This window comes from Pseudomonas sp. KD5, assembly GCF_012932895.1.
Lineage (GTDB): Bacteria > Pseudomonadota > Gammaproteobacteria > Pseudomonadales > Pseudomonadaceae > Aquipseudomonas.
Genome location: NZ_JDWJ01000006.1, coordinates 340,960 through 361,942, shown reverse-complemented (window position 1 = coordinate 361,942; position 20,983 = coordinate 340,960). Strand labels below are relative to the sequence as shown.

15 protein-coding genes are annotated in these 20,983 nt (G+C 61.0%); 9 read left to right on the top strand and 6 right to left on the bottom strand.

Translation table 11 applies throughout. The features are described 5' to 3' along the window. Nucleotides 1-249 precede the first annotated feature (249 nt). Nucleotides 250-594: a hypothetical protein gene (locus AF70_RS15990; RefSeq protein WP_019581608.1), complete on the bottom strand. Its 345-nt coding sequence runs from the start codon at nucleotides 592-594 to the stop codon at nucleotides 250-252. A 202-nt stretch (nucleotides 595-796) separates the two neighbouring features. On the opposite strand from AF70_RS15990, the gene ppc reads away from it, so the two are divergent. The 6 genes from ppc to AF70_RS15960 all read left to right on the top strand — a co-directional run bounded on the left by ppc (nucleotide 797) and on the right by AF70_RS15960 (nucleotide 7,487). After that, nucleotides 797-3,427, top strand: a complete 2,631-nt coding sequence (gene ppc, locus AF70_RS15985; RefSeq protein ID WP_028939491.1) for a phosphoenolpyruvate carboxylase — start codon at nucleotides 797-799, stop codon at nucleotides 3,425-3,427. A 303-nt stretch (nucleotides 3,428-3,730) separates the two neighbouring features. Beyond that, nucleotides 3,731-4,378, top strand: a complete 648-nt coding sequence (gene adk, locus AF70_RS15980) for an adenylate kinase (RefSeq protein ID WP_018926674.1) — start codon at nucleotides 3,731-3,733, stop codon at nucleotides 4,376-4,378. A 93-nt stretch (nucleotides 4,379-4,471) separates the two neighbouring features. After that, nucleotides 4,472-5,146: a tRNA (adenosine(37)-N6)-threonylcarbamoyltransferase complex dimerization subunit type 1 TsaB gene (gene tsaB / locus AF70_RS15975; protein WP_028939490.1), complete on the top strand. Its 675-nt coding sequence runs from the start codon at nucleotides 4,472-4,474 to the stop codon at nucleotides 5,144-5,146. Between the two features lie 325 nt (nucleotides 5,147-5,471). After that, nucleotides 5,472-5,777 carry a hypothetical protein gene (locus AF70_RS15970; protein WP_007940187.1) on the top strand — a complete coding sequence of 102 codons (306 nt, stop codon included), beginning with the start codon at nucleotides 5,472-5,474 and terminating at the stop codon, nucleotides 5,775-5,777. Continuing rightward, the gene (locus AF70_RS15965; protein ID WP_028939489.1) at nucleotides 5,774-6,634 is read left to right on the top strand and encodes a DUF72 domain-containing protein; all 861 of its coding nucleotides are present in this window, start codon (nucleotides 5,774-5,776) and stop codon (nucleotides 6,632-6,634) included. The genes AF70_RS15970 and AF70_RS15965 overlap by 4 nt, the downstream gene beginning before the upstream one ends. Before the next feature lie 31 nt (nucleotides 6,635-6,665). Further along, on the top strand, nucleotides 6,666-7,487 hold the full coding sequence (locus AF70_RS15960; RefSeq protein ID WP_028939488.1) for an oxaloacetate decarboxylase: 822 nt from the start codon (nucleotides 6,666-6,668) through the stop codon (nucleotides 7,485-7,487). A gap of 35 nt (nucleotides 7,488-7,522) precedes the next feature. Here the strand turns inward: AF70_RS15960 and AF70_RS15955 are convergent, their stop codons facing one another. Continuing rightward, a complete protein-coding gene (locus AF70_RS15955; protein WP_019581603.1) occupies nucleotides 7,523-8,143 on the bottom strand; it encodes a hypothetical protein in 621 nt (206 codons plus the stop codon). Between the two features lie 93 nt (nucleotides 8,144-8,236). Between AF70_RS15955 and AF70_RS15950 the strand changes: the two genes are divergently transcribed. Further along, entirely contained in the window at nucleotides 8,237-9,019 is a 783-nt protein-coding gene (locus tag AF70_RS15950) for a class I SAM-dependent methyltransferase (RefSeq protein WP_018926668.1), read from the top strand. 36 nt (nucleotides 9,020-9,055) lie between these two features. On the opposite strand, the gene AF70_RS15945 is transcribed toward AF70_RS15950, so the two are convergent. Then, nucleotides 9,056-9,700, bottom strand: coding sequence for a TetR/AcrR family transcriptional regulator (locus tag AF70_RS15945; RefSeq protein WP_028939487.1), 645 nt, complete (start codon nucleotides 9,698-9,700; stop codon nucleotides 9,056-9,058). A 94-nt stretch (nucleotides 9,701-9,794) separates the two neighbouring features. On the opposite strand from AF70_RS15945, the gene AF70_RS15940 reads away from it, so the two are divergent. Continuing rightward, nucleotides 9,795-10,895, top strand: a complete 1,101-nt coding sequence (locus AF70_RS15940; protein ID WP_019581601.1) for an efflux RND transporter periplasmic adaptor subunit — start codon at nucleotides 9,795-9,797, stop codon at nucleotides 10,893-10,895. Nucleotides 10,896-10,901: 6 nt separating this feature from the next. After that, nucleotides 10,902-13,973: an efflux RND transporter permease subunit gene (locus tag AF70_RS15935; RefSeq protein ID WP_019581600.1), complete on the top strand. Its 3,072-nt coding sequence runs from the start codon at nucleotides 10,902-10,904 to the stop codon at nucleotides 13,971-13,973. A 145-nt stretch (nucleotides 13,974-14,118) separates the two neighbouring features. Here AF70_RS15935 and lon read toward each other — a convergent pair whose 3' ends face one another. The 3 genes from lon to AF70_RS15920 form a co-directional block, all read right to left on the bottom strand. Beyond that, on the bottom strand, nucleotides 14,119-16,536 hold the full coding sequence (lon, locus tag AF70_RS15930) for an endopeptidase La (RefSeq protein ID WP_028939486.1): 2,418 nt from the start codon (nucleotides 16,534-16,536) through the stop codon (nucleotides 14,119-14,121). A gap of 278 nt (nucleotides 16,537-16,814) precedes the next feature. Beyond that, nucleotides 16,815-19,223: a glucose/quinate/shikimate family membrane-bound PQQ-dependent dehydrogenase gene (locus tag AF70_RS15925; protein WP_028939485.1), complete on the bottom strand. Its 2,409-nt coding sequence runs from the start codon at nucleotides 19,221-19,223 to the stop codon at nucleotides 16,815-16,817. Nucleotides 19,224-19,373: 150 nt separating this feature from the next. Next, complete coding sequence (locus AF70_RS15920; RefSeq protein WP_019581596.1) at nucleotides 19,374-20,756, bottom strand: carbohydrate porin; 1,383 nt, start codon at nucleotides 20,754-20,756, stop codon at nucleotides 19,374-19,376. Nucleotides 20,757-20,983: the final 227 nt, after the last annotated feature.

Genomic DNA, 20,983 nt, shown 5'->3' with positions numbered 1-20,983 from the left:
GAATCCATCCTGGGCAAGGAGCCGCAACCTTCGATTTCCAGAGCATTTTGAAACGGCCATCCCAGGCGTGGTTACTGGGTTGACCCGAGGCATTTTTTAAAAGTTCAGAGAATATGGCCTTTCGCCCGAAAAAACTTTGACCTGATGGACAAGGCTCTAAATCGGGAACTTTAGCCGCGCACAGGGGTATTCCCGGCCCTGCACGGGCCAGGAAATACGTATTTCCGGAAGGGGAACAAGACGCGCAAATCAGTGTTTTGGCTTGTCGTTATCGGTCGACAAATCGTGCAAATGACGACGGGACAAGGCGAGAAAACGCGGGGTTGGACCGACGTCTTCGTACAGCGGATCGCCTTCTTCATCGGTGGCGACCACCGTTGACCCTTTCACATACGGAAAGCTTTCTTCAAGTTCTTCAAGGGCTGCGCCAATCAATTCTCCGAGCAGTTCTTCAGGGTGCCTTTTGGGGTACATATCGATAATCGCCGCCAGCCGTGCGGCGGCTTCCACGTCCAGACGAATCGTGTAGCCGGAGTCGGTCAGGCGACCCTTGGCGTTTTCTTCCCAGTGCTTGGCAAGCTCGCGGATTTTCATAATGACCTCATTACGCACCTGCTCATGGCAGGCCGGGTGAGTGTCCGGCGGTGGCCGGTGGCAAGCCGCTGTACGGCTTGGTGTTGAGCCTAGCTGCAACGTTCGGGGTTTGCAGTCCCTGGTTTACTTGTAAGAACCGCTTTACAACGGCACTCTCTATTATCAAAGCATAGCCGCCCGGATTTTCGCTGGAGAACTGCTGATGACCGATATTGATGCACGCTTGCGCGAGGACGTTCACCTGTTGGGTGAGCTGTTGGGCAACACCATTCGTGAGCAGTACGGGGATGGCTTTATCGACAAGATCGAGCAAATCCGCAAAGGCGCCAAGGCCGACCGTCGCGGTTCGATGGATGCCGAACTCAGCGCCAGCCTCAACCAGTTGAGCGAGGACGAATTGCTGCCGGTGGCGCGGGCGTTCAACCAGTTCCTCAACCTGGCCAATATCGCCGAGCAATATCAGCTGATTCACCGCCGCGAAGAGTCACAACCCGCGCCGTTCGAGGCCCGGGTGTTGCCGGAACTGCTCGCTCGCCTGCTGACTGCCGGCCATGACGCCGAATCCCTGGCCCGGCAATTGGGGCGGGTGGACATCGAGCTGGTATTGACGGCGCACCCCACCGAAGTGGCGCGACGCACACTGATCCAGAAATACGACGCGATCGCCGCGCAACTGGCGGCCCTGGATCATCGCGACCTGACCACCGCCGAGCGCGAGCAGATCAAGACCACCTTGCAGCGCCTGATCGCCGAAGCCTGGCACACCGAAGAAATCCGCCGCACCCGCCCGACACCTGTAGACGAAGCCAAGTGGGGCTTTGCGGTGATTGAGCATTCGCTGTGGCAGGCGATTCCCAACTATTTGCGCAAGGCCGATCAAGCCCTGTATGCCGCTACTGGCCTGCACCTGCCGCTGGAGGCCGCACCGATTCGTTTCGCCTCGTGGATGGGCGGCGACCGCGACGGTAACCCCAACGTCACCGCCGCTGTGACCCGCGAAGTCTTGCTGCTGGCACGCTGGATGGCTGCCGATTTGTATGTGCGCGATGTCGATCACCTCGCCGCCGAATTGTCGATGCAACAGGCCAGCGACGCCCTGAAAGCCAAGGCTGGCGACAGCGCCGAGCCTTACCGCGCGGTGCTCAAACAACTGCGTGAACGCTTGCGCGCAACCCGTAACTGGGCCCAGGCCTCCCTGACGGCCACCACGCCGGCGTCCGCCGATGTGCTGCAAAACAACCGCGACCTGCTGGACCCGTTGGAGCTGTGTTACCACTCGCTGCATGAATGCGGCATGGGCGTCATCGCCGATGGCCCGTTGCTCGACTGCCTGCGCCGCGCGGTGACGTTCGGGCTGTTTCTGGTGCGCCTCGATGTGCGCCAGGACTCCTCGCGCCACACCGCGGCCATGACCGAAATCACCGATTACCTCGGTCTTGGCCGTTATGAAGACTGGAGCGAAGAGGAGCGCATCGCCTTCCTGATGCGTGAGCTGAACAATCGTCGGCCGTTGCTGCCGGCCTACTTCAAACCGTCTGCCGACACCGCCGAAGTGCTGGCGACGTGCCGGGAAATCGCTGCGGCACCAGGGGCTTCCCTCGGCTCGTATGTGATTTCCATGGCTGGCGCTGCTTCCGATGTGCTGGCCGTGCAGTTGCTGCTCAAGGAGTCCGGCGTGTTGCGGCCGATGCGCGTGGTGCCGCTGTTCGAAACCCTTGCTGACCTCGACAACGCGGGCCCTGTGATCGAAAAGCTGTTGCTGCTGCCGGGCTATCGCTCGCGCCTGCAAGGGCCACAGGAAGTGATGATCGGCTATTCGGACTCGGCCAAGGACGCCGGTACCACGGCGGCGGCCTGGGCGCAGTATCGGGCGCAGGAGCGTCTGGTGGATATTTGCCGGGAGCAACAAGTGGAGCTGCTGTTGTTCCACGGCCGTGGCGGCACCGTGGGCCGTGGTGGCGGCCCGGCGCACGCGGCGATTCTGTCGCAGCCGCCGGGGTCGGTGGCAGGGCGTTTCCGCACCACCGAGCAGGGGGAAATGATTCGTTTCAAATTCGGCCTGCCGGACATCGCCGAGCAAAACCTCAATCTGTACCTGGCGGCGGTGCTGGAAGCGACCTTGCTGCCGCCACCACCTCCCGAGCCTGCCTGGCGCCATTTGATGGACGAACTGGCCGCCGATGGGGTCAAGGCTTACCGCGCCGTGGTGCGGGAAAATCCGCAGTTCGTCGAGTATTTCCGCCAGTCCACCCCAGAGCAGGAGTTGGGGCGTTTGCCGTTGGGCAGCCGCCCGGCCAAGCGCCGCGCCGGCGGCATCGAAAGCCTGCGGGCCATTCCGTGGATTTTCGGCTGGACCCAGACGCGCCTGATGTTGCCGGCCTGGCTCGGCTGGGAAACGGCGCTGAGCAAGGCGCTGGAGCGCGGCGAAGGGGAGCTGCTGGGGCAGATGCGCGAGCAATGGCCGTTCTTCCGCACCCGCATCGATATGCTGGAAATGGTGCTGGCCAAGGCCGACGCCGATATCGCCCAGTCTTACGACGAGCGCCTGGTCGAGCCGGATCTGCTCCCTTTGGGGGCGCATTTACGCGACCTATTGTCGCAGGCCTGTGCGGTGGTCCTGGGGCTGACTGGTCAGTCCCAGCTACTGGCACATAGCCCAGACACCCTTGAATTCATCCGCCTGCGCAACACCTACCTCGACCCGCTACATCTATTGCAGGCCGAACTGTTGGCCCGTTCGCGGCAACAGGATGAAGCGCAGGGCAGCCCGGTAGAACAGGCGTTGCTGGTGTCTGTGGCGGGGATTGCCGCCGGTTTGCGAAATACCGGCTAAGGTTTTCGTCATAGGGAACAGGCACCTGGCGCGTGCGTCGAGTGCCTGCCGGCGAGCGGTCGAAAAGGTCTGTCAGGCGACAGTTAATGACGGGGTTGCGACTTGGGGTACCCCTTCGAAAGGGCACGTCCTGCGCAGGTTTCTCCGACTTTCGGCGGCTTGTGTGGGCAGGGCCTGCTGTGTATCTTGATCAGCCTTTGGCCGTTTGGGCGGTCACGACCCTATTTTTTGAGATTGGCCCTACGAGGCGAATCCTTTGTTTTGTTTAAGTAATTCTAAATAAAAAATTGAGGAGCACATCTAATGCGCGTCATTCTGCTGGGAGCTCCCGGGGCCGGTAAAGGTACTCAGGCTAAGTTCATCACCGAAAAGTTCGGCATTCCGCAAATCTCTACCGGTGACATGCTGCGTGCTGCTGTAAAAGCCGGCACCGAGCTGGGCATCAAAGCCAAAAGCATCATGGATGCCGGTGGTCTGGTCTCCGACGATCTGATCATCGCTTTGGTCAAGGACCGTATTGCGCAGCCTGACTGTGCCAACGGTTTCCTGTTCGACGGTTTCCCGCGCACCATTCCGCAAGCTGAAGCGTTGGTAGAAGCTGGCGTGGAACTGGACAACGTGGTCGAAATCGCCGTCGATGACGAAGAGATCGTTCAGCGTATCGCCGGTCGTCGCGTTCACGAGGCCAGCGGCCGCGTGTACCACACCGTGTACAACCCGCCGAAAATCGCCGGTAAAGACGACATCACCGGTGAAGAGCTGGTGCAGCGCAAGGACGACACCGAAGAAACCGTGCGTCATCGCCTGTCGGTCTACCACTCCCAGACCAAACCTCTGGTGGAGTTCTACCAAGGCCTGGCCGCTGCTCAGGGCAAGCCGAAGTACAGCCATATTCCGGGTGTCGGCTCGGTTGAGACGATTACCGGCAAGGTGCTTGAAGCACTGAGCTGAAAAGTCTGATCGGCTTCATCTTCTACGGCCCGCTTGCGGGCCGTAGTTGTTTATACTGGCGCACTTTTTCTGACCTCTCTTACGGATACATCGATGAGCACCTTGCTGGCCCTGGACACCGCGACTGAAGCTTGCTCCGTTGCCTTGCTGCATGACGGCAAGGTCACGAGCCATTACGAGGTGATCCCGCGCCTGCATGCGCAGAAGCTGTTGCCGATGATTCAGCAACTGCTGGCCGATGCCGGGACCACGCTGCAAGCGGTCGACGCCATTGCGTTCGGTCGTGGGCCGGGCGCGTTCACCGGTGTGCGGATTGCCATCGGCGTGGTGCAAGGGCTGGCATTTGCGCTGGACCGTCCGGTGTTGCCGGTCTCCAATCTCGCCGTGCTCGCCCAGCGGGCTTATCGCGAACACGGCGTCAGCCAGGTCGCGGCAGCCATCGATGCGCGTATGGATGAGGTGTATTGGGGCTGCTACCGCGAAACGGCGGGGGAGATGCGGCTGGTGGGCAAGGAAGCGGTATTGCCACCGGAAGCCGCCGCGTTGCCGGTCGATGCCAGCGGCGAGTGGTTCGGCGCGGGCACCGGTTGGGGTTATGCCGAGCGTATTGCAGTGAACCTGAGCGGCCAGGACGCGAGCATGCTGCCCCACGCCGAAGATCTGCTGACCCTGGCGCGTTTCGCTTGGGAACGCGGTGAAGCGATCGTGGCCGATCAGGCGCAGCCGGTGTATCTGCGCGATAAAGTCGCGACCCCTAAAGCGCGGTAATCCACGCCGCCTTTGTGGCAACAGGGTCTTCTGTGGCGAGGGGGCTTGCCCCCGTTGGGTCGCGAAGCGGCCCCAAAACCAACAACCGCATGCCCCCTGACACACCGCATTGGCTGGTTTTGCGACTGCTTCGCAGCCGAACGGGGCGGTGCGGCGTTCCGACAAGCCCCCTCGCCACAATCAGCATTTCATCTTTGGCAAATTGTCAGTTTCTGCCCGCCGCTTTTAAACCTTTTCGCTTTTCTGTGTTCTAGTTATCACTCGGCGGTTTGCGAAGTGGGTAATGCGCCACTAAACTGCCATCATCGATACCGAGCATGCACTTATGCGTATAGACGGCGTTTCCTCCCAGTCCTACCCGATCAAGCGCAAGCCTCGTAAAGGCCATGTGTCCGAGGATGACTCCGTCGATATCGACGGCGAGCTGGAATTCCCTACCGAAGAGCAATTGGCCGCCCGCGCCGCTAAAGCCTCCGCGCAACGCCTGAGCAATCTTCCCGCGCGTCAACAAGACATGATTTATCACCGCGCCATGAGTAAAAGCGTGGCGATGGCACTGGCCAGTTACCTGAGCACTGCCACTTTTGTCGACTGGGATGCGGATGTGCTGGGTCTCGACCTGTACATCTGATGCTGCCTTATTACCTCGGCTGCCCATCCTGGAGCGAAAACGCCTGGCGTGACTACTTGTATCCACAGGACGCCAGGCCCGCCGAGTTTCTTGATCTTTATTCTCAAGTGTTCAACGCCGTGGAAGGCAATACGACCTTCTACGCGAGCCCGGCTGCCGCCACCGTGCAGCGCTGGGCCGAGACCATGCCCGAACACTTTCGCTTCACCGCCAAATTCCCCGGCGACATCAGCCACAGCGGTGACCTGCGCGAACAATTGACCGCCACAGAAACTTTCCTGCAATTGCTCAGCCCTCTGGGGGCACGGGTTTCGCCATTGTGGCTGCAATTGTCCAAAAGCTTCACCCCGCAACGACTGTCGGAGCTGGCCGGTTTTATTGATGCGGTGGACCGGCCCTTGGCGGTCGAAGTGCGGCATGACGAGTTCTTTGCCAAGGGCGATGCCGAGCGAATGCTCAATCGTCTGCTGCTGGATCGTGGCGTCGAGCGCATCTGCCTCGATCCGCGAGCGCTGTTCAGCTGCACCTCGACCGACCCTTCGGTACTCCACGCCCAATCGAAAAAGCCCAGGGTGCCGCCTCGCCCCGCGGCGTTCACTCAGTTTCCGCAGGTGCGTTTCATTGGCCATCCGGAGCTGGAAGCCAACGATCCGTTCCTGGTGCCATGGGTCGAGAAAATCGCCGTCTGGATCGAAGAGGGCCGCACGCCATATATCTTCCTGCACACCGCCGATAACCTGCTGGCGGCAAAACTGGCTCAACGTTTTCACGCACAACTGATGCTGCGTTTGCCTGGCTTGCCGCCGCTGCCTGAGCTATACAGAGAACCCGCCGCCGAGCAACTTGGTTTGCTCTGAAGCGGGTTTTCCCTTTTTCAGGAGCCTGCCAATGGATGCGCAAACCCTTCGAGCCCAGGCGTTCAAAGCACTGCACGAACGCGAGGGCACTTTTGTCATTCCCAACCCCTGGGACGCCGGCTCGGCGAAAATGCTCGCCAGCCTTGGCTTCGAGGCACTGGCAACCACCAGCGCCGGTTATGCCTTTTCCCAGGGCCGCCCCGATGGTGGGCTGACGCTCGACGATACCCTGGCGAACGTTCGGGCGATTGTCGCGGCGACCGACCTGCCAGTCGCGGTCGATCTGGAAAACGGTTTCGCTGATGACCCCGCCGAGTGCGCGCAAAGTATTTTGCGGGCCGCCCAGGCCGGTGCCGTCGGCGGTTCGATCGAAGATGCCACAGGGCGTGAGGACGGTCCGATCTACTGCTTCGAACATGCGGTGGCGCGTATCGAAGCGGCTGTCGCTGCGGCTCGCAGCTTGCCGTTCCCCTTCACGCTGACGGCCCGTGCCGAGAACTTTTTGCACGGCAATCCTGATCTGGACGACACCATTCGCCGCTTGCAGGCATTCGCCGAGGCCGGCGCGGACGTGCTTTATGCGCCAGGCCTGCGCAGTGCCGAAGAGGTCTTGGCGGTGGTTCGTGCCGTGGCACCGAAACCGGTGAATGTGTTGATGTCGGGCGGGCTCAAGCTGACGGTTGCGCAGTTGAGCGAAATGGGCGTCAAGCGCGTCAGCGTCGGTTCGGCCCTGGCTTTGGCAGCGTATGGCGAGTTCTTGCGCGCGGCCGAGGAAATCCAGCAGCACGGGACCTTCGGCTTCACTTCCCGGTCGATGCCGTTCCAGAAGGCCAATCAATTCTTCAAAGGCTGACGAGGTCGGGCCGTGATGGCTGGGCCGCTGAGGGGTTATGCGGCGATGCGCAGGTTCTGCAGAACGATCGGGCGCGCCCAGCCGTTATCGAAATCGAGTTGTTTCTGTTGTTCCACCAACTCTTGCGGTGAGAACGGCGGGAACGGTTTGTCCAGCAGGTCGAGTTCGAACTCGGCGATCGGCAAGTGCAGCGGACGCGGTTGCGGCGCGGCACCAGGCTCGGGCAGTGGTTGACCGGCAGTGAGCACGATCGGGCGAACCCAGCCGCTTTCGAAATCCTGCTGTTTCTGTTGCGCGACGATTTCTTCCGGCGGGAACGGCGGGAATGGTTTGTCGGCCAGGTCCATTTCGAACTCGGCAATTGGCAGAAACAATGGTTCCGGCGGGCGGACCTCGGTTTCTTTCACATCACATTCGCGCTGGGAAATGATGTGCGCCAGCAGCTCGCTGCCGACGGTCGGTTCGACCGGGCTGTCGAGATCGACCGGCGGAAAGTTGAGCGACGCCGGCACCACATCGCCCGACTGATCGGCCAGGGCCTGGGCAAAAAAATCCTGCCACAGGTGACTGACGCCGCTCAGTGCTTGGGAATTTCGCAGGCCAAAATCGCCGTGGGGCGAGATGTAACCTATCGATGTGCGTTGAATGCCTGACATTTTTCTCGGTCGACGCTCAGCTCTGGCAAAATGCTCGATAGTTTGGTTATCGGCCGTTTTTGCCGATCATTAATTTTTTGAGCGTGTTTTCCCATGATTGAGCAACCTGCGGCCTGCCGCATCCATGTCGAGGCCTTGGGCGCGACGTTCCAGCCACAGGCCGAGCAATGGGCCGAGCGCCTGGGTTTGCCGTTGCAGGTGGATGACGGCGAGTTTGCCTTGCAGGTGGGCGAGCAGGGTTTGCAGCTGCAACAACTGGGGCCGGATGCACCGGGGCCGGTGCGGGTCGACTTCGTCGAGGGTGGCGCGGCCCATCGTCGATTGTACGGCGGCGGCAGCGGTCAGATGATCGCCAAGGCGGTCGGCATCGCCCAGGGCGTGCGGCCACGGGTGCTGGACGCCACGGCCGGGTTGGGCAAGGACGCGTTCGTGTTGGCCAGCCTGGGCTGCGAGATGAGCCTGATCGAGCGCCAGCCGCTGATCGGCGCCTTGCTTGAAGATGGCCTGGCACGCGGCGCGGAAGACTTCGACGTGGCGCCGATCGTGGCGCGGATGCGTTTGCTCAAGGGCAATTCGATCGAGGTGATGCGCAACTGGGAAGGCGAGCCGCCGCAGGTGATCTACCTCGACCCGATGTTTCCCCATCGTGAGAAAACCGCGTTGGTGAAGAAGGAAATGCGTCTGTTCCGGCCGCTGGTCGGCGATGATCCGGATGCGCCGGCCCTGCTCGAAGCGGCGTTGGCCCTGGCCAGTCACCGGGTGGTGGTCAAACGCCCGCGCAAGGCGCCGTGCATCGATGGGCCGAAGCCGAGCCATGCGCTGGACGGCAAGTCCAGCCGGTATGACATTTATCCGAAGAAAGCGCTCAAGCCTTGACTCGATACTGATCGTTCCCACGCGTGGGAACGATCATCAGGCCGACTCCGGCCGATACGCCCGCATAAACAATCCCACCACTTCCTGCACATGGGCTTCGGCCGCATCCCCGGTTACCGGTTCGCCGCAGCCATACAGCAAGCGGAAATTCCCCGCGCCCTTGAGCAGGCAGAAGAAGTGCTCGGCGGCATTGCGCGGTTTGTCGATGCTCAACACGCCACTCTGATCGATCTTGCTCAGCAAACGCTCCATGCCATGCAGCACGCGTTCCGGCCCGGCCTCGAAGAAGATCTGTGCAAGTTTCGGGTCCTGGCTGCCCAGCGTCATCATCAGCCGGTGCAAGTTCACCGATTCGTCGCTGTTGATCAGTTGATGAAAGCCGTGTGCGATGTTCAGCAGCACGGTTTCCACGGCGATGCCGTCCGGCAGTTCAAAAGCCAGCGGAGGCAATTGCTCCTCGCATTTGGCCACGACAGCGGAGGAGAACAGGGTCTCCTTGTCGTTGAAATGGCTGTAGACCGTCAGCTTCGACACGCCGGCCTCAGTCGCTACGGCATCCATGCTGGTGTTGGCGTATCCCTTACTCAAAAACAGGATTTTCGCCGCGTCGAGGATTGCCCGGCGCTTGGCCAGATCCTTGGGACGGCCCGGACCGCTGGGGGTGGAAAGATTGTCTGACATTCTTCGCTTTTAATACTGGACTGGTGAGTTTGCTATTAATAACATACTGGTCAGTATAATTATTCCAAGCCCCATTAGCGAAAGGTCGTTCACCATGCTGCGCTTTGCCTTGCCCCTCGCGTTGCCGGTCAGTCTGGCTTTTTTATTGTCGGCATGTGGCCATGAAGAAGCCCCTCCGGTCAGCGTGCGCCCGGCCATGGTCGTGCAGCCAGAGCCCTCGGCGCAGGCAATGGAAAGTTATCCTGGTGAAGTCCGTGCGCGGTATGAGCCGGACCTTGCCTTCCGGATTGGCGGCAAAGTCAGCCGACGACTGGTCGAAGAAGGGCAGCGGGTCAAGGCTGACCAACCCCTGGCGGAACTCGATCCTCAGGACGTGCGCCTGCAACTGGAAGCCACCCGTGCCCAGGTCGCGGCTGCCGAAGCCAATCTGAACCTGGTGCGCGCCGAGCGTGATCGCTACAAGACCCTGATGGAGCGGCAGATGGTCAGCCGTTCGCAGTACGACAACGCGGAAAACCTCTACCGCTCCGGTGAGGCCCGCCTCAAGCAAATCAAAGCCGAATTCAACGTATCGACCAATCAGGCCAGTTACGCGGTGCTGCGTGCACCGCAGGATGGCGTGGTGGCCAAGCGTGCGGTTGAAGTCGGGCAAGTGGTGGCGGCCGGGCAAACCGTGTTTACCCTGGCCACCGATGGCGAGCGCGAAGTATTGATCAGCCTGCCGGAACAGAGCTTCGGCCGCTTCAAGGTCGGTCAGCCGGTCTCGGTGGAGCTCTGGACCCAACCCGATCAGCGTTTCCCTGGGCAGATCCGTGAGTTGTCGCCGGCCGCCGATCCCAAATCCCGCACTTTTGCCGCCCGTATCGCTTTTACCGCCGGCAAGGTTCCCGCCGAACTCGGCCAGAGTGCCCGGGTGTTCATCCAGACTGCCGAAGTGGTGCCGTTGTCAGTGCCGCTGTCGGCCCTCACCGCAGAAAACGGCGCCACCTACGTGTGGGTGGTCGGCGCCAACAACACCTTGAAAAAAGTCCCGGTGCGGGTCGGTGCATTTGGCGAGAAAACCGTGCCGGTACTCGAGGGACTGAACGCCAGCGACTGGGTGGTGGCGGCCGGTGTTCATGTGCTTCACGACGGGCAGCAAGTGCGCCCGGTGGATCGCTCCAATCGCGTGGTCAATCTGGCGCACAAGGAGTAATCCCCGATGGGTTTCAATCTATCCGAATGGGCGCTGCGTAACCGCCAGATCGTACTGTTCCTGATGCTCCTGCTGGCTGTGGTCGGGGCGTTGTCCTACACCAAGCTCGGCCAAAGCGAAGACCCGCCGTTCACCTTCAAGGCCATGGTAATTCGTACCAACTGGCCGGGGGCCACCGCCGAGGAAGTGGCGCGCCAGGTCACCGAGCGTATTGAAAAGAAACTGATGGAAACCGGCGAGTACGAACGTATCACCTCGTTCTCCCGCCCGGGCGAGTCCCAGGTGACGTTCATGGCGCGCGATTCCATGCATTCGGTGGATATCCCGGACCTCTGGTATCAGGTCCGCAAGAAAATCAGCGATATTCGCCAGACCCTGCCACCGGGTATCCAGGGCCCGTTTTTCAACGATGAGTTCGGCACCACGTTCGGCAACATCTACGCCTTGACCGGCGAGGGTTTTGATTACGCAGTGCTCAAGGATTACGCCGACCGCATCCAGATTCAGCTGCAACGGGTCAAGGATGTGGGCAAGGTTGACCTGCTCGGGTTGCAGGACGAGAAGGTCTGGATCGAACTCTCCAACGTTAAACTGGCCACCCTCGGGGTGCCGCTGGCGGCGGTGCAGCAGGCACTTGAAGAACAGAACGCGATGTCCACCGCCGGCTTCTTCGAAACCACCAGCGAGCGGTTGCAGCTACGGGTCTCGGGGAATTTTCAGACGGTCGATGAGATCAAGAACTTCCCGATCCGCGTCGCAGATCGCACGTTCCGCATCGGTGATGTGGCGGACGTTCGTCGTGGCTTCAACGATCCACCGGCGCCGCGCATGCGCTTCATGGCTGAAGACGCCATCGGTCTGGCGGTGGCCATGAAGGACGGTGGCGATATTCTGGTATTGGGCAAGGCGCTGGAAATCGAGTTCGCCCGGATTCAGCAAAACCTGCCGGCCGGCATGCAGTTGCGCAAAGTCTCCGATCAACCCGCCGCGGTGAAAACCGGTGTTGGCGAGTTCGTTCAGGTACTGGTGGAGGCCCTGGCGATTGTGTTGCTGGTGAGCTTCTTCTCCCTTGGCGTGCGCACCGGCATGGTCGTAGCGCTGGCGATACCGCTGGTGTTGGCGATGACGTTCGCCTGCATGTATTACTTAGGGATAGGCCTGCACAAGATTTCCCTCGGCGCGCTGGTGCTGGCGCTGGGCTTGCTGGTGGATGATGCGATCATCGCCGTGGAAATGATGGCGATCAAAATGGAGCAGGGCTTCGACCGGATCAAGGCCGCCAGCTATGCCTGGACCAGCACCGCGTTCCCGATGCTCACCGGTACGTTGATCACCGCCGCCGGTTTCCTGCCGATCGCCACTGCGCAATCGGGCACCGGCGAGTACACCCGCTCGATCTTCCAGGTGGTGACCATCGCGCTGTTGGCGTCGTGGGTGGCCGCCGTGGTTTTTGTGCCTTATCTGGGGGAGAAACTTCTGCCGGACCTGGCGAAAATTCACGCCGCCAAACACGGCACTGGCGACGGCCAACCCGACCCTTACGGCACGCCGTTCTATCAGCGCGTCAGACGGCTGGTGGAGTGGTGCGTGCGCCGACGCAAAACGGTGATCGTGCTGACCATCGTGATGTTCGTCGCGTCCGTGGTGCTGTTCCGTTTCGTGCCGCAGCAATTCTTCCCGGCATCGGGGCGACTGGAATTGATGGTTGATCTGAAACTCGCCGAAGGTGCCTCCCTGAGCAACACCGCCGAGGAGGTCAAGCGTCTCGAAGGCCTGCTCAAGGATCACGCCGGGATCGACAACTATGTGGCTTATGTCGGCACCGGTTCGCCGCGTTTCTACCTGCCGCTGGACCAGCAACTTCCGGCCGCAAGCTTTGCGCAATTTGTTGTCCTGGCCAAAACCATCGAAGACCGCGAAGCCCTGCGCACCTGGCTGATCGAAACCCTCAATGAACAATTCCCGGCCCTGCGCTCGCGGGTCACGCGTCTGGAAAACGGCCCGCCGGTTGGTTATCCGGTGCAGTTCCGGGTCACCGGTGAACACATTGCGGACGTCCGCGCCCTGGCGCGTAAAGTCGCGGCCAAGGTTCGCGAGAATCCACACGTGGCCAACGTGCATCTGGACTGGGAAGAGCCGAGCAAAGTCGTGTACCTGAACGTCGATCAGGACCGCGCGCGGGCGCTGGGCGTGAGCACGGCGAACCTCTCGGGGTTCCTGCGAAGCTCGCTGACCGGCTCCAGTGTCAGTCAGTACCGCGAAGACAACGAATTGATCGAGATCCTGCTGCGCGGCACGGTGCATGAGCGCACTGAGCTGGCGTTGCTGCCGAGTCTGGCCGTGCCGACCGACAACGGTCGCAGCGTGGCGCTGTCGCAGGTTGCCACGCTGGAATACGGCTTCGAAGAAGGCATCATCTGGCACCGTAACCGCCTGCCCAACGTGACGGTTCGCGCCGACATCTACGGCAAGGAACAACCGGCGACGCTGGTGCAGCAGATCATGCCGACCCTCGATCCGATCCGCGCCGAACTGCCGGACGGCTATCTGCTGGAAGTCGGCGGTACGGTGGAAGACTCGGCCCGTGGGCAGAACTCGGTGAAGGCCGGGGTGCCGCTGTTCATCGTGGTGGTGCTGACGTTGCTGATGCTGCAACTGCGCAGTTTTTCACGCACTGCCATGGTGTTTCTGACAGCGCCGCTGGGGTTGATCGGGGTGACGTTGTTTCTGATGGTGTTCCGTCAGCCGTTCGGTTTCGTCGCCATGCTCGGGACCATCGCGCTGTCCGGGATGATCATGCGTAACTCGGTGATTCTGGTGGATCAGATCGAGCAGGACATCGCTGCCGGGCTCAAGCCCTGGCAGGCGATCATCGAGGCGACGGTGCGACGTTTCCGGCCGATTGTGTTGACCGCGCTGGCGGCGGTGCTGGCGATGATTCCATTATCGCGCAGTGTGTTTTTCGGGCCGATGGCGGTGGCGATCATGGGCGGGCTGATTGTGGCGACGGCGTTGACGTTGCTGTTCTTGCCGGCGTTGTATGCGGCTTGGTTCAGAGTGAAAAAAGAACCGGCTTGATCCTGGCGGCCTCGACCTCGTGGTTTGGTTCACCGCATTCCCTTGTAGATGACATAAATGAAAAGCCCGCTGACCCATTAAAAGGTCAGCGGGCTTTTTGTTGTGTCTGATTATTCCCAACACATGGAAACGATCAGGTTACGGCTCAGAACAATATCTTCGCCACATCCGCAAAGCGCTTGGCAAAGTGCACGGTAATGCCTTCCTTCAGGTAGTCCGGCAACTCCTCGAAGTTACCGCGGTTCGGCTCCGGCAAAATCAGTTCATTGATCTTCTGCCGACGCGCCGCGATGACTTTCTCGCGCACACCGCCAATCGGCAGTACATGCCCGGTCAGTGTCAGTTCACCGGTCATGGCCACGCCTTTTTTCGGTGGCTGGTTGCGGGCGAGGGAGAGCAGGGCGCTGGCCATGGTCACGCCGGCGCTCGGGCCGTCTTTCGGTGTTGCGCCTTCCGGTACGTGGAGGTGGACGAAGGCTTCATCGAAGAATGTCGGGTCACCGCCGAATTGCTTCAGATGGGAGCTGACGTAGCTGTAGGCGATTTCCGCCGACTCTTTCATCACGTCCCCCAGTTGCCCGGTGAGTTTGAAGCCTCGGTTGAGGGTGTGGATGCGCGTGGCTTCGATCGGCAGGGTCGCGCCGCCCATGCTGGTCCAGGCCAGCCCGGTGATCACGCCGACGCCGGACAGTACTTGCTCGTTGCGGAACACCGGGCGGCCGAGTGAGGCTTCCAGGTCTTTGGGGCCGAGTTTGATGACGGCTTTCGGTTCGTCGAGCAGTTTCATCACCGCTTTGCGCACCAGTTTGCCGAGGTTTTTCTCTAGCTGACGGACTCCGGCCTCACGGGCATAGCCGTCGATCAAGGCCCTCAATGCAGTGTCGCTAATGCTCAAGTTGCCTTTGGGTACGCCGGCCTTTTCCAGCTGTTTCGGCCACAGGTGACGCTTGGCGATGGCGACTTTTTCTTCGGTGATGTAACCCGACAGGCGAATCACTTCCATCCGGTCCAGCAATGGACCGGGGATCGAGTCCAGGGTGTTGGCGGTGCAGACGAATAGCACTTTCGACAGGTCCAGGCGCAAGTCCAGGTAATGGTCGAGGAATTCGACGTTCTGTTCCGGGTCGAGGGTTTCCAGCAGCGCCGAGGCAGGGTCGCCCTGGTAGCTCTGGCCCATCTTGTCGATCTCGTCGAGCATGATCACCGGGTTCATCACTTCGACGTCTTTCAACGCCTGGACGAGTTTGCCCGGTTGTGCGCCGATGTAGGTACGGCGATGGCCCTTGATCTCGGCTTCGTCGCGCATGCCGCCGAGGCTGAAGCGATAGAACGGCCGCCCCAGGGATTCGGCGATGGATTTACCGACGCTGGTCTTGCCCACGCCCGGCGGGCCCACCAGCAAGACGATGGAGCCGCTGATCTCGCCTTTATAGGCACCGACTGCGAGGAACTCGAGGATGCGATCCTTGATGTCGTCGAGGCCGGCGTGGTGTTTGTCCAGCACCTTGCGCGCATGCTTGAGGTCGAGTTTGTCCTCGCCGTACACGCCCCACGGCACCGAAGTCGCCCAATCGAGGTAGTTGCGGGTCACTGCGTATTCCGGCGATCCGGTTTCGAGGATCGACAGTTTGTTCATTTCCTCAACGATGCGTTTCTGCGCCTGGGGCGACAACACCTTGCCCGTCAGGCGTTGCTCGAACTGTTCGATGTCGGCGCTGCGATCGTCCTTGGTCAGCCCCAGCTCTTGCTGGATGACCTTGAGTTGTTCCTTGAGGAAAAACTCGCGCTGATGTTCGCCAATCTTGCGGTTAACTTCAGCGGAAATCTCTTTCTGCAAGCGCGCGACTTCGACTTCCTTGCGCAGCATCGGCAGGACTTTTTCCATGCGCTTGAGCATCGGCACGCAGTCGAGCACTTCTTGCAACTCGCTGCCCGTGGCCGAGGTCAGGGCGGCGGCGAAGTCGGTCAGGGGTGACGGATCGTTGGGGCTGAAGCGGTTGAGGTAGTTTTTCAACTCTTCGCTGTACAGCGGGTTCAGCGGCAGCAGCTCCTTGATCGCATTGATCAGCGCCATGCCGTAGGCCTTGACCTCGTCGGTCGGCTCGGTGGGCTGGTGCGGGTATTCGACTTCCACCAGGTACGGTGGGCGATGGTGCTTGAGCCAGGTTTTGATGCGCACCCGGGTCAGGCCCTGGGCGACGAATTGCAGTTTGCCGTTTTCGCGGCTGGCGTGATGGACTTTGACCAGCGTGCCGTATTCCGGCAGGGCTTTGGTGTCGAAATGGCGCGGGTTGTCCTGGGGGGCGTCCATGAAGAACAGGGCCAGGGAATGGTGGTCGGACTGGCTCACCAGTTCGAGAGTCTCGGCCCACGGCTCTTCGTTGACGATCACCGGCAGCACTTGCGCCGGGAAGAAAGGCCGGTTGTGGATCGGGATGATGTAGACCTTGTCCGGCAGGTTCTGGCCAGGCAGGGTAAGGCCTTTGCCGGGTGCATGGTGTTCGGCGTTATCTGTTTCTGCGTATTCGCTCGGGTCTTCGGGGAATTCTTGCTGGTCGGTCATGGGGCACCTGCGCAATAGGGTATGGATCTTAGATGGGGCAGGTGGGGGGTGGTTTCAATGGCCCTGGCTATTTCAGAGTGTGTGTTCAGGGTTTTGACAGGTCTTGGATCTCCAAAGGGCCCCGCACTACTGTAGGACCAAGCCTGTGGTGAGGGGGCAAGCCCCCTCGCCACAGTTCGCTCCTACAGGGATTTTGGGGATGGCGGGGATTGCAGCGCCCACAAAAAAAGGCGACGCCCCTCACAGGGCGTCGCCTTTGTTTCAACTGCCGCTACCGCTTATTCCGACAGTTTGTACGCAATCACATAGTCACCTTGCTTGGTGCCCAGCGAGCCGTGACCACCCGCAACAACGAGCACGTATTGCTTGCCGTCCTTACCGGTGTAGGTCATCGGTGTGGTTTGCGCGCCGGCCGGCAGGCGGCCTTCCCACAGCTGCTTGCCGTTTTTCACGTCGTAGGCGCGCAGGTACTGGTCGAGGGTGCCGCTCAGGAAGGCCACGCCACCGGCAGTGGTGAAGGTCCCGCCCAGGCTCGGTACGCCCATGCTCAGAGGGATCGGAACCGGCGAGCTGTCGCGCACGGTGCCGTTCTTGTGCTTCCAGATGGTTTTGTGGGTGGTCAGGTCGACCGCCGCCACGTAACCCCACGCCGGTGCCTGGCACGGCAGGCCCATTGGCGACAGCAGGGCTTCGAGGATCACGCCGTATGGCGCGCCTTTGTTGGGCTGTACGCCTTGGGTTTCGCTGACGCGAGGGCCTTGTTTGGCGATTTCGGCCGCCGGGATCAGTTTCGATTTGAACGCCATGTAGCTCGGGTTCACGAAAGCAATCTGACGCACCGGGTCAACCGACATGCCGCCCCAGTCGAACACGCCGAAGTTACCCGGATAAACGATCGAGCCTTGCAGCGACGGCGGCGTGAACATGCCGTCGTAACGCAGGGATTTGAAGTCGATCCGGCACAGCATCTGATCGAACGGGGTCACGCCCCACATGTCGCGTTCCTTGAGGGTCGGCGGCACGAAGTTCAGGTCGGACATCGGTTGGGTCGGCGAAGTGTGGTCGCCTTCCACCGCGCCTTGCGGCACCGGGATCTCATTGATCGGCACGATCGGTTGGCCGTTGCTGCGGTCCAGCACGTAGATGCTGCCTTGCTTGGTGGACGCGAGCACCGCCGGTTTTACACCGTCTGCGGTTTTCAGGTCCATCAGGGTTGGCTGGCCACCGACGTCCATGTCCCACAGGTCATGGTGAGTGAACTGGAAGTGCCAGCGCACTTTGCCGGTGGCGATGTCCAGCGCGGTCAGGCCGGCGGAATGCAGTTCCGATTCAGGGGTACGCGCGCCACCGAACTGATCCGGGGTCTGGTTGCCCATCGGCAGGTACAGCATGCCGAGTTTTTCGTCGACGGCGAACATGGACCACATGTTCGGCGAGTTGCGGGTGTAGACCTTGCCTTCGGCAATCGGCGTGGTGTCGTCCGGATTGCCGCTGTCCCAGTTCCACACCAGTTTGCCGGTGTGCACGTCGAACGCGCGGATCACGCCGCTTGGCTCGTCGGTGGAAACGTTGTCGGTGACGTGGCCGCCAATCACCACCAGGTCTTTGGTGACCGCCGGTGGCGAAGTGGAGTAGTAACCACCAGGGGTGAAGCCGCCGATGTTGGCGGTCAGGTCGACCTGGCCACCGTTACCGAAGTCTTCGCACATTTTGCCAGTGTCGGCATTCAGGGCGATCAGCCGGGTGTCGGCGGTCGGCAGGAAGATCCGGCGCGGGCAGACGCTGGTCACTGGCGCGTTGGCAGTGCCGGTCGGGCTCTGCTCGGTCGCGTAGGCGGCATCATCGTGATAGGTCACGCCACGGCAGGTCATGTGCGCCCAACCCTTGAAGTTCGCCGCGTTCTGCGTGGAGAGCTTCGGATCGAAACGCCAGATTTCCTTGCCGGTGTCCGGGTCCAGCGCGATCACCTGGCTGTGCGGCGTGCAGACATAGAGCATGCCGTTGGCTTTGAGCGGGGTGTTTTCGGCGGTGGTTTCACCTGGATCGTTCGGGCCAGGCAGGTCTCCGGTGCGGAAAGTCCAGGCGGGAACCAGTTTGCTGACGTTCTGCGGGGTGATTTGCGCCAGTGGCGAGTAGCGATCGCCATGGGCACTGCGGCCGTAGGAGTTCCAGTCGCCATCGGGCATTGCCGGGGCGGTGTTGCTCATGCCAGGCACGGCGTCACGGTCCAGTTGGCCTTTGATTTCACCAGGGTTGGTGAACAGGCTGGCTAGCGCGGCGACACCGGCGATGACCACGGCGGCACTCAGCACACCGGTGCCGACCGGGTTGAAGTCGCCGCGACGCAACGGGCGACGAAACCATGGCAGCAGCATGACGATGCCGAGGGTAAAGAGCAGCGCCAGACGTGGCACCAGTTGCCACCAGTCCAGACCGACTTCCCACAGTGCCCAGACGGTACTGGCGAACAGCACCACCGCGTACACGCTCAGCGCCGCATAACGGTCGGCCAGCAGCAGCCCACCGGCCACCATCAGGCCGATACCGGCCAGCAGGTAATACAGCGAGCCGCCGAGCATGCTCAGCTTGATCCCCCCGGCCAGCAAGGCCAGGCCCATTAGTAGAAGCAGAATGCCGAGCAGGGTCGGCAATAAACGGCTTCGACTCAAAGCACCATCAGTGCTCATAGTGTGGTTCTCCGTGACGTTTTAAGTAGTCCCGCGCAAGTTCACTGTAGATGACGATCTGGCGCGGGCATGGTTCATCGAAAAAGTGTTTGGTTGATGCGGTCCCTGTGGGAGCAGGCTTGCCCGCTCCCACAGGTTTTATGCGTTTAATCAGAACGATGACTGGATCTTGATCCCGCCAATCAGCGCGTCATCGACCTTGTCCACGCCACCGGGGTGGCGGATGTATTGCAGGTTCGGGCGCACGGTCAGCCAGTTGGTGACGTGCACGCCGTAATAGAGCTCGCTGCTGTATTCGGTGTCTTGCGGGGGCAGGAACGACGGATCGTCGAAGTCCTGGACGGCGCGGGCCTGGTTGGTGGCCTCGGCGTTCTTGCGGTAGGCCGGGTTGACGTGGACACGGGCCAGCGCGAAGCCGATATCGTCCTTGGCGCGGGCATCGAACAGGCCTTTGTAGACGACGCCGGCCTGGACATAGTTGTCGATGGCGTTGGTCTTCTTGTCGTGCATCGTGGCGTTGGCGAACACACTCAGGCCGCGTGAATTGTCGCTGGCGCGGCTGGTCAGTTGCTGCTGAATACCGAGCCATACGCCATGCTTGCTCGATGCACTGCGGTAAGCCTCGCCGCTCAGGGCGGCCGGCTGGCCATTGCTGTCCTTATAGACGTCGCTGGCCTTGGCGCTGCTGTAGTAGTAACCAGCGCGGTATTCACCCGGCAGGCCATTGAGTTTCGGGGTCCAGACCAGTTCGACCGGCAGGATTGCGCCCTGAGTGCCGCTGCCGCTGAGCTTGAAACCGTTGTCACGATCCAGATTGGACGGGTTTTGCTCGTAAGCCCCGACTTGCGCGTAGAGCTCTGGCGTCAGGTGATATTTGACGCGCATGGCCCACTGGCTGACCGGCCAGTTGTACCAGATGCCACCGACCCAGTTACCGACCTGGGAGCCGCAGAACGCCAGGTTCTGGAAGTCGCAGGGGAAGCTGTTGAAGTCTTCACCCTCGCCAAAGCGGCCGACCTTGATGTCGAGCTTCTGGTCGAAGAATTTCTGCTGATACCACATCTGCGTCAGGCGCCAGGTCTGGCCACGGCCCCAGACTTCCTGCGCCGAGGTGAAACCGCCGACCCGCGGGTCGTTGATCCGGTCGTTGCTGATGTTGTTGCCGTTGCGTTCGGTGATGGTCAGCTGAAATTCAGCGTCGTCCCAACCCAGAATCTTCTGCAAGTCCAGGTGAGTGCCCAAGGCAAACTGATCGCTGTAGCGTGCGGTACGGTCATGGTCGTAGCCACCGTGCAGATTGCTGCCCATTTCACCGGTGTAATCGACTTTGAAGTCGTAGCCTTTTTCCGAAAGTTCGGTGCGAGTGCCGTTCCAGTCACCCAGCATCCATGGCGAGTCGCTATCGAAGGCTGGCGCGGCCTGGGTGCAAGTGGCAAGGCCCAGCGCGGTGAACCCGCTGATCAGCTTCAGGGCTTTTCGGCTGGACACAGCGGGTGAGACAGCGCTGTCTCGCGGAGTTTGAAAATCAGGCATAGAGAAGGAATTCTTGATCTTTTTCTAAAGGGGATGCGCTGAACGCAGCAGGAATGCAGCAGGGGAGAAGCGTTTCAGCTGGACGGGCGTAAGGATAATGTTCTGTAACACATTGAGAAAGGGCTTTTACTGACATGGATCATTTCGGATTTGGTAACAGTCGGCTGCGACCGGTCGCCGCAGTGCCAGGCGGCGCAAAAAAAAGGCGGACTGAATAGTCCGCCTCG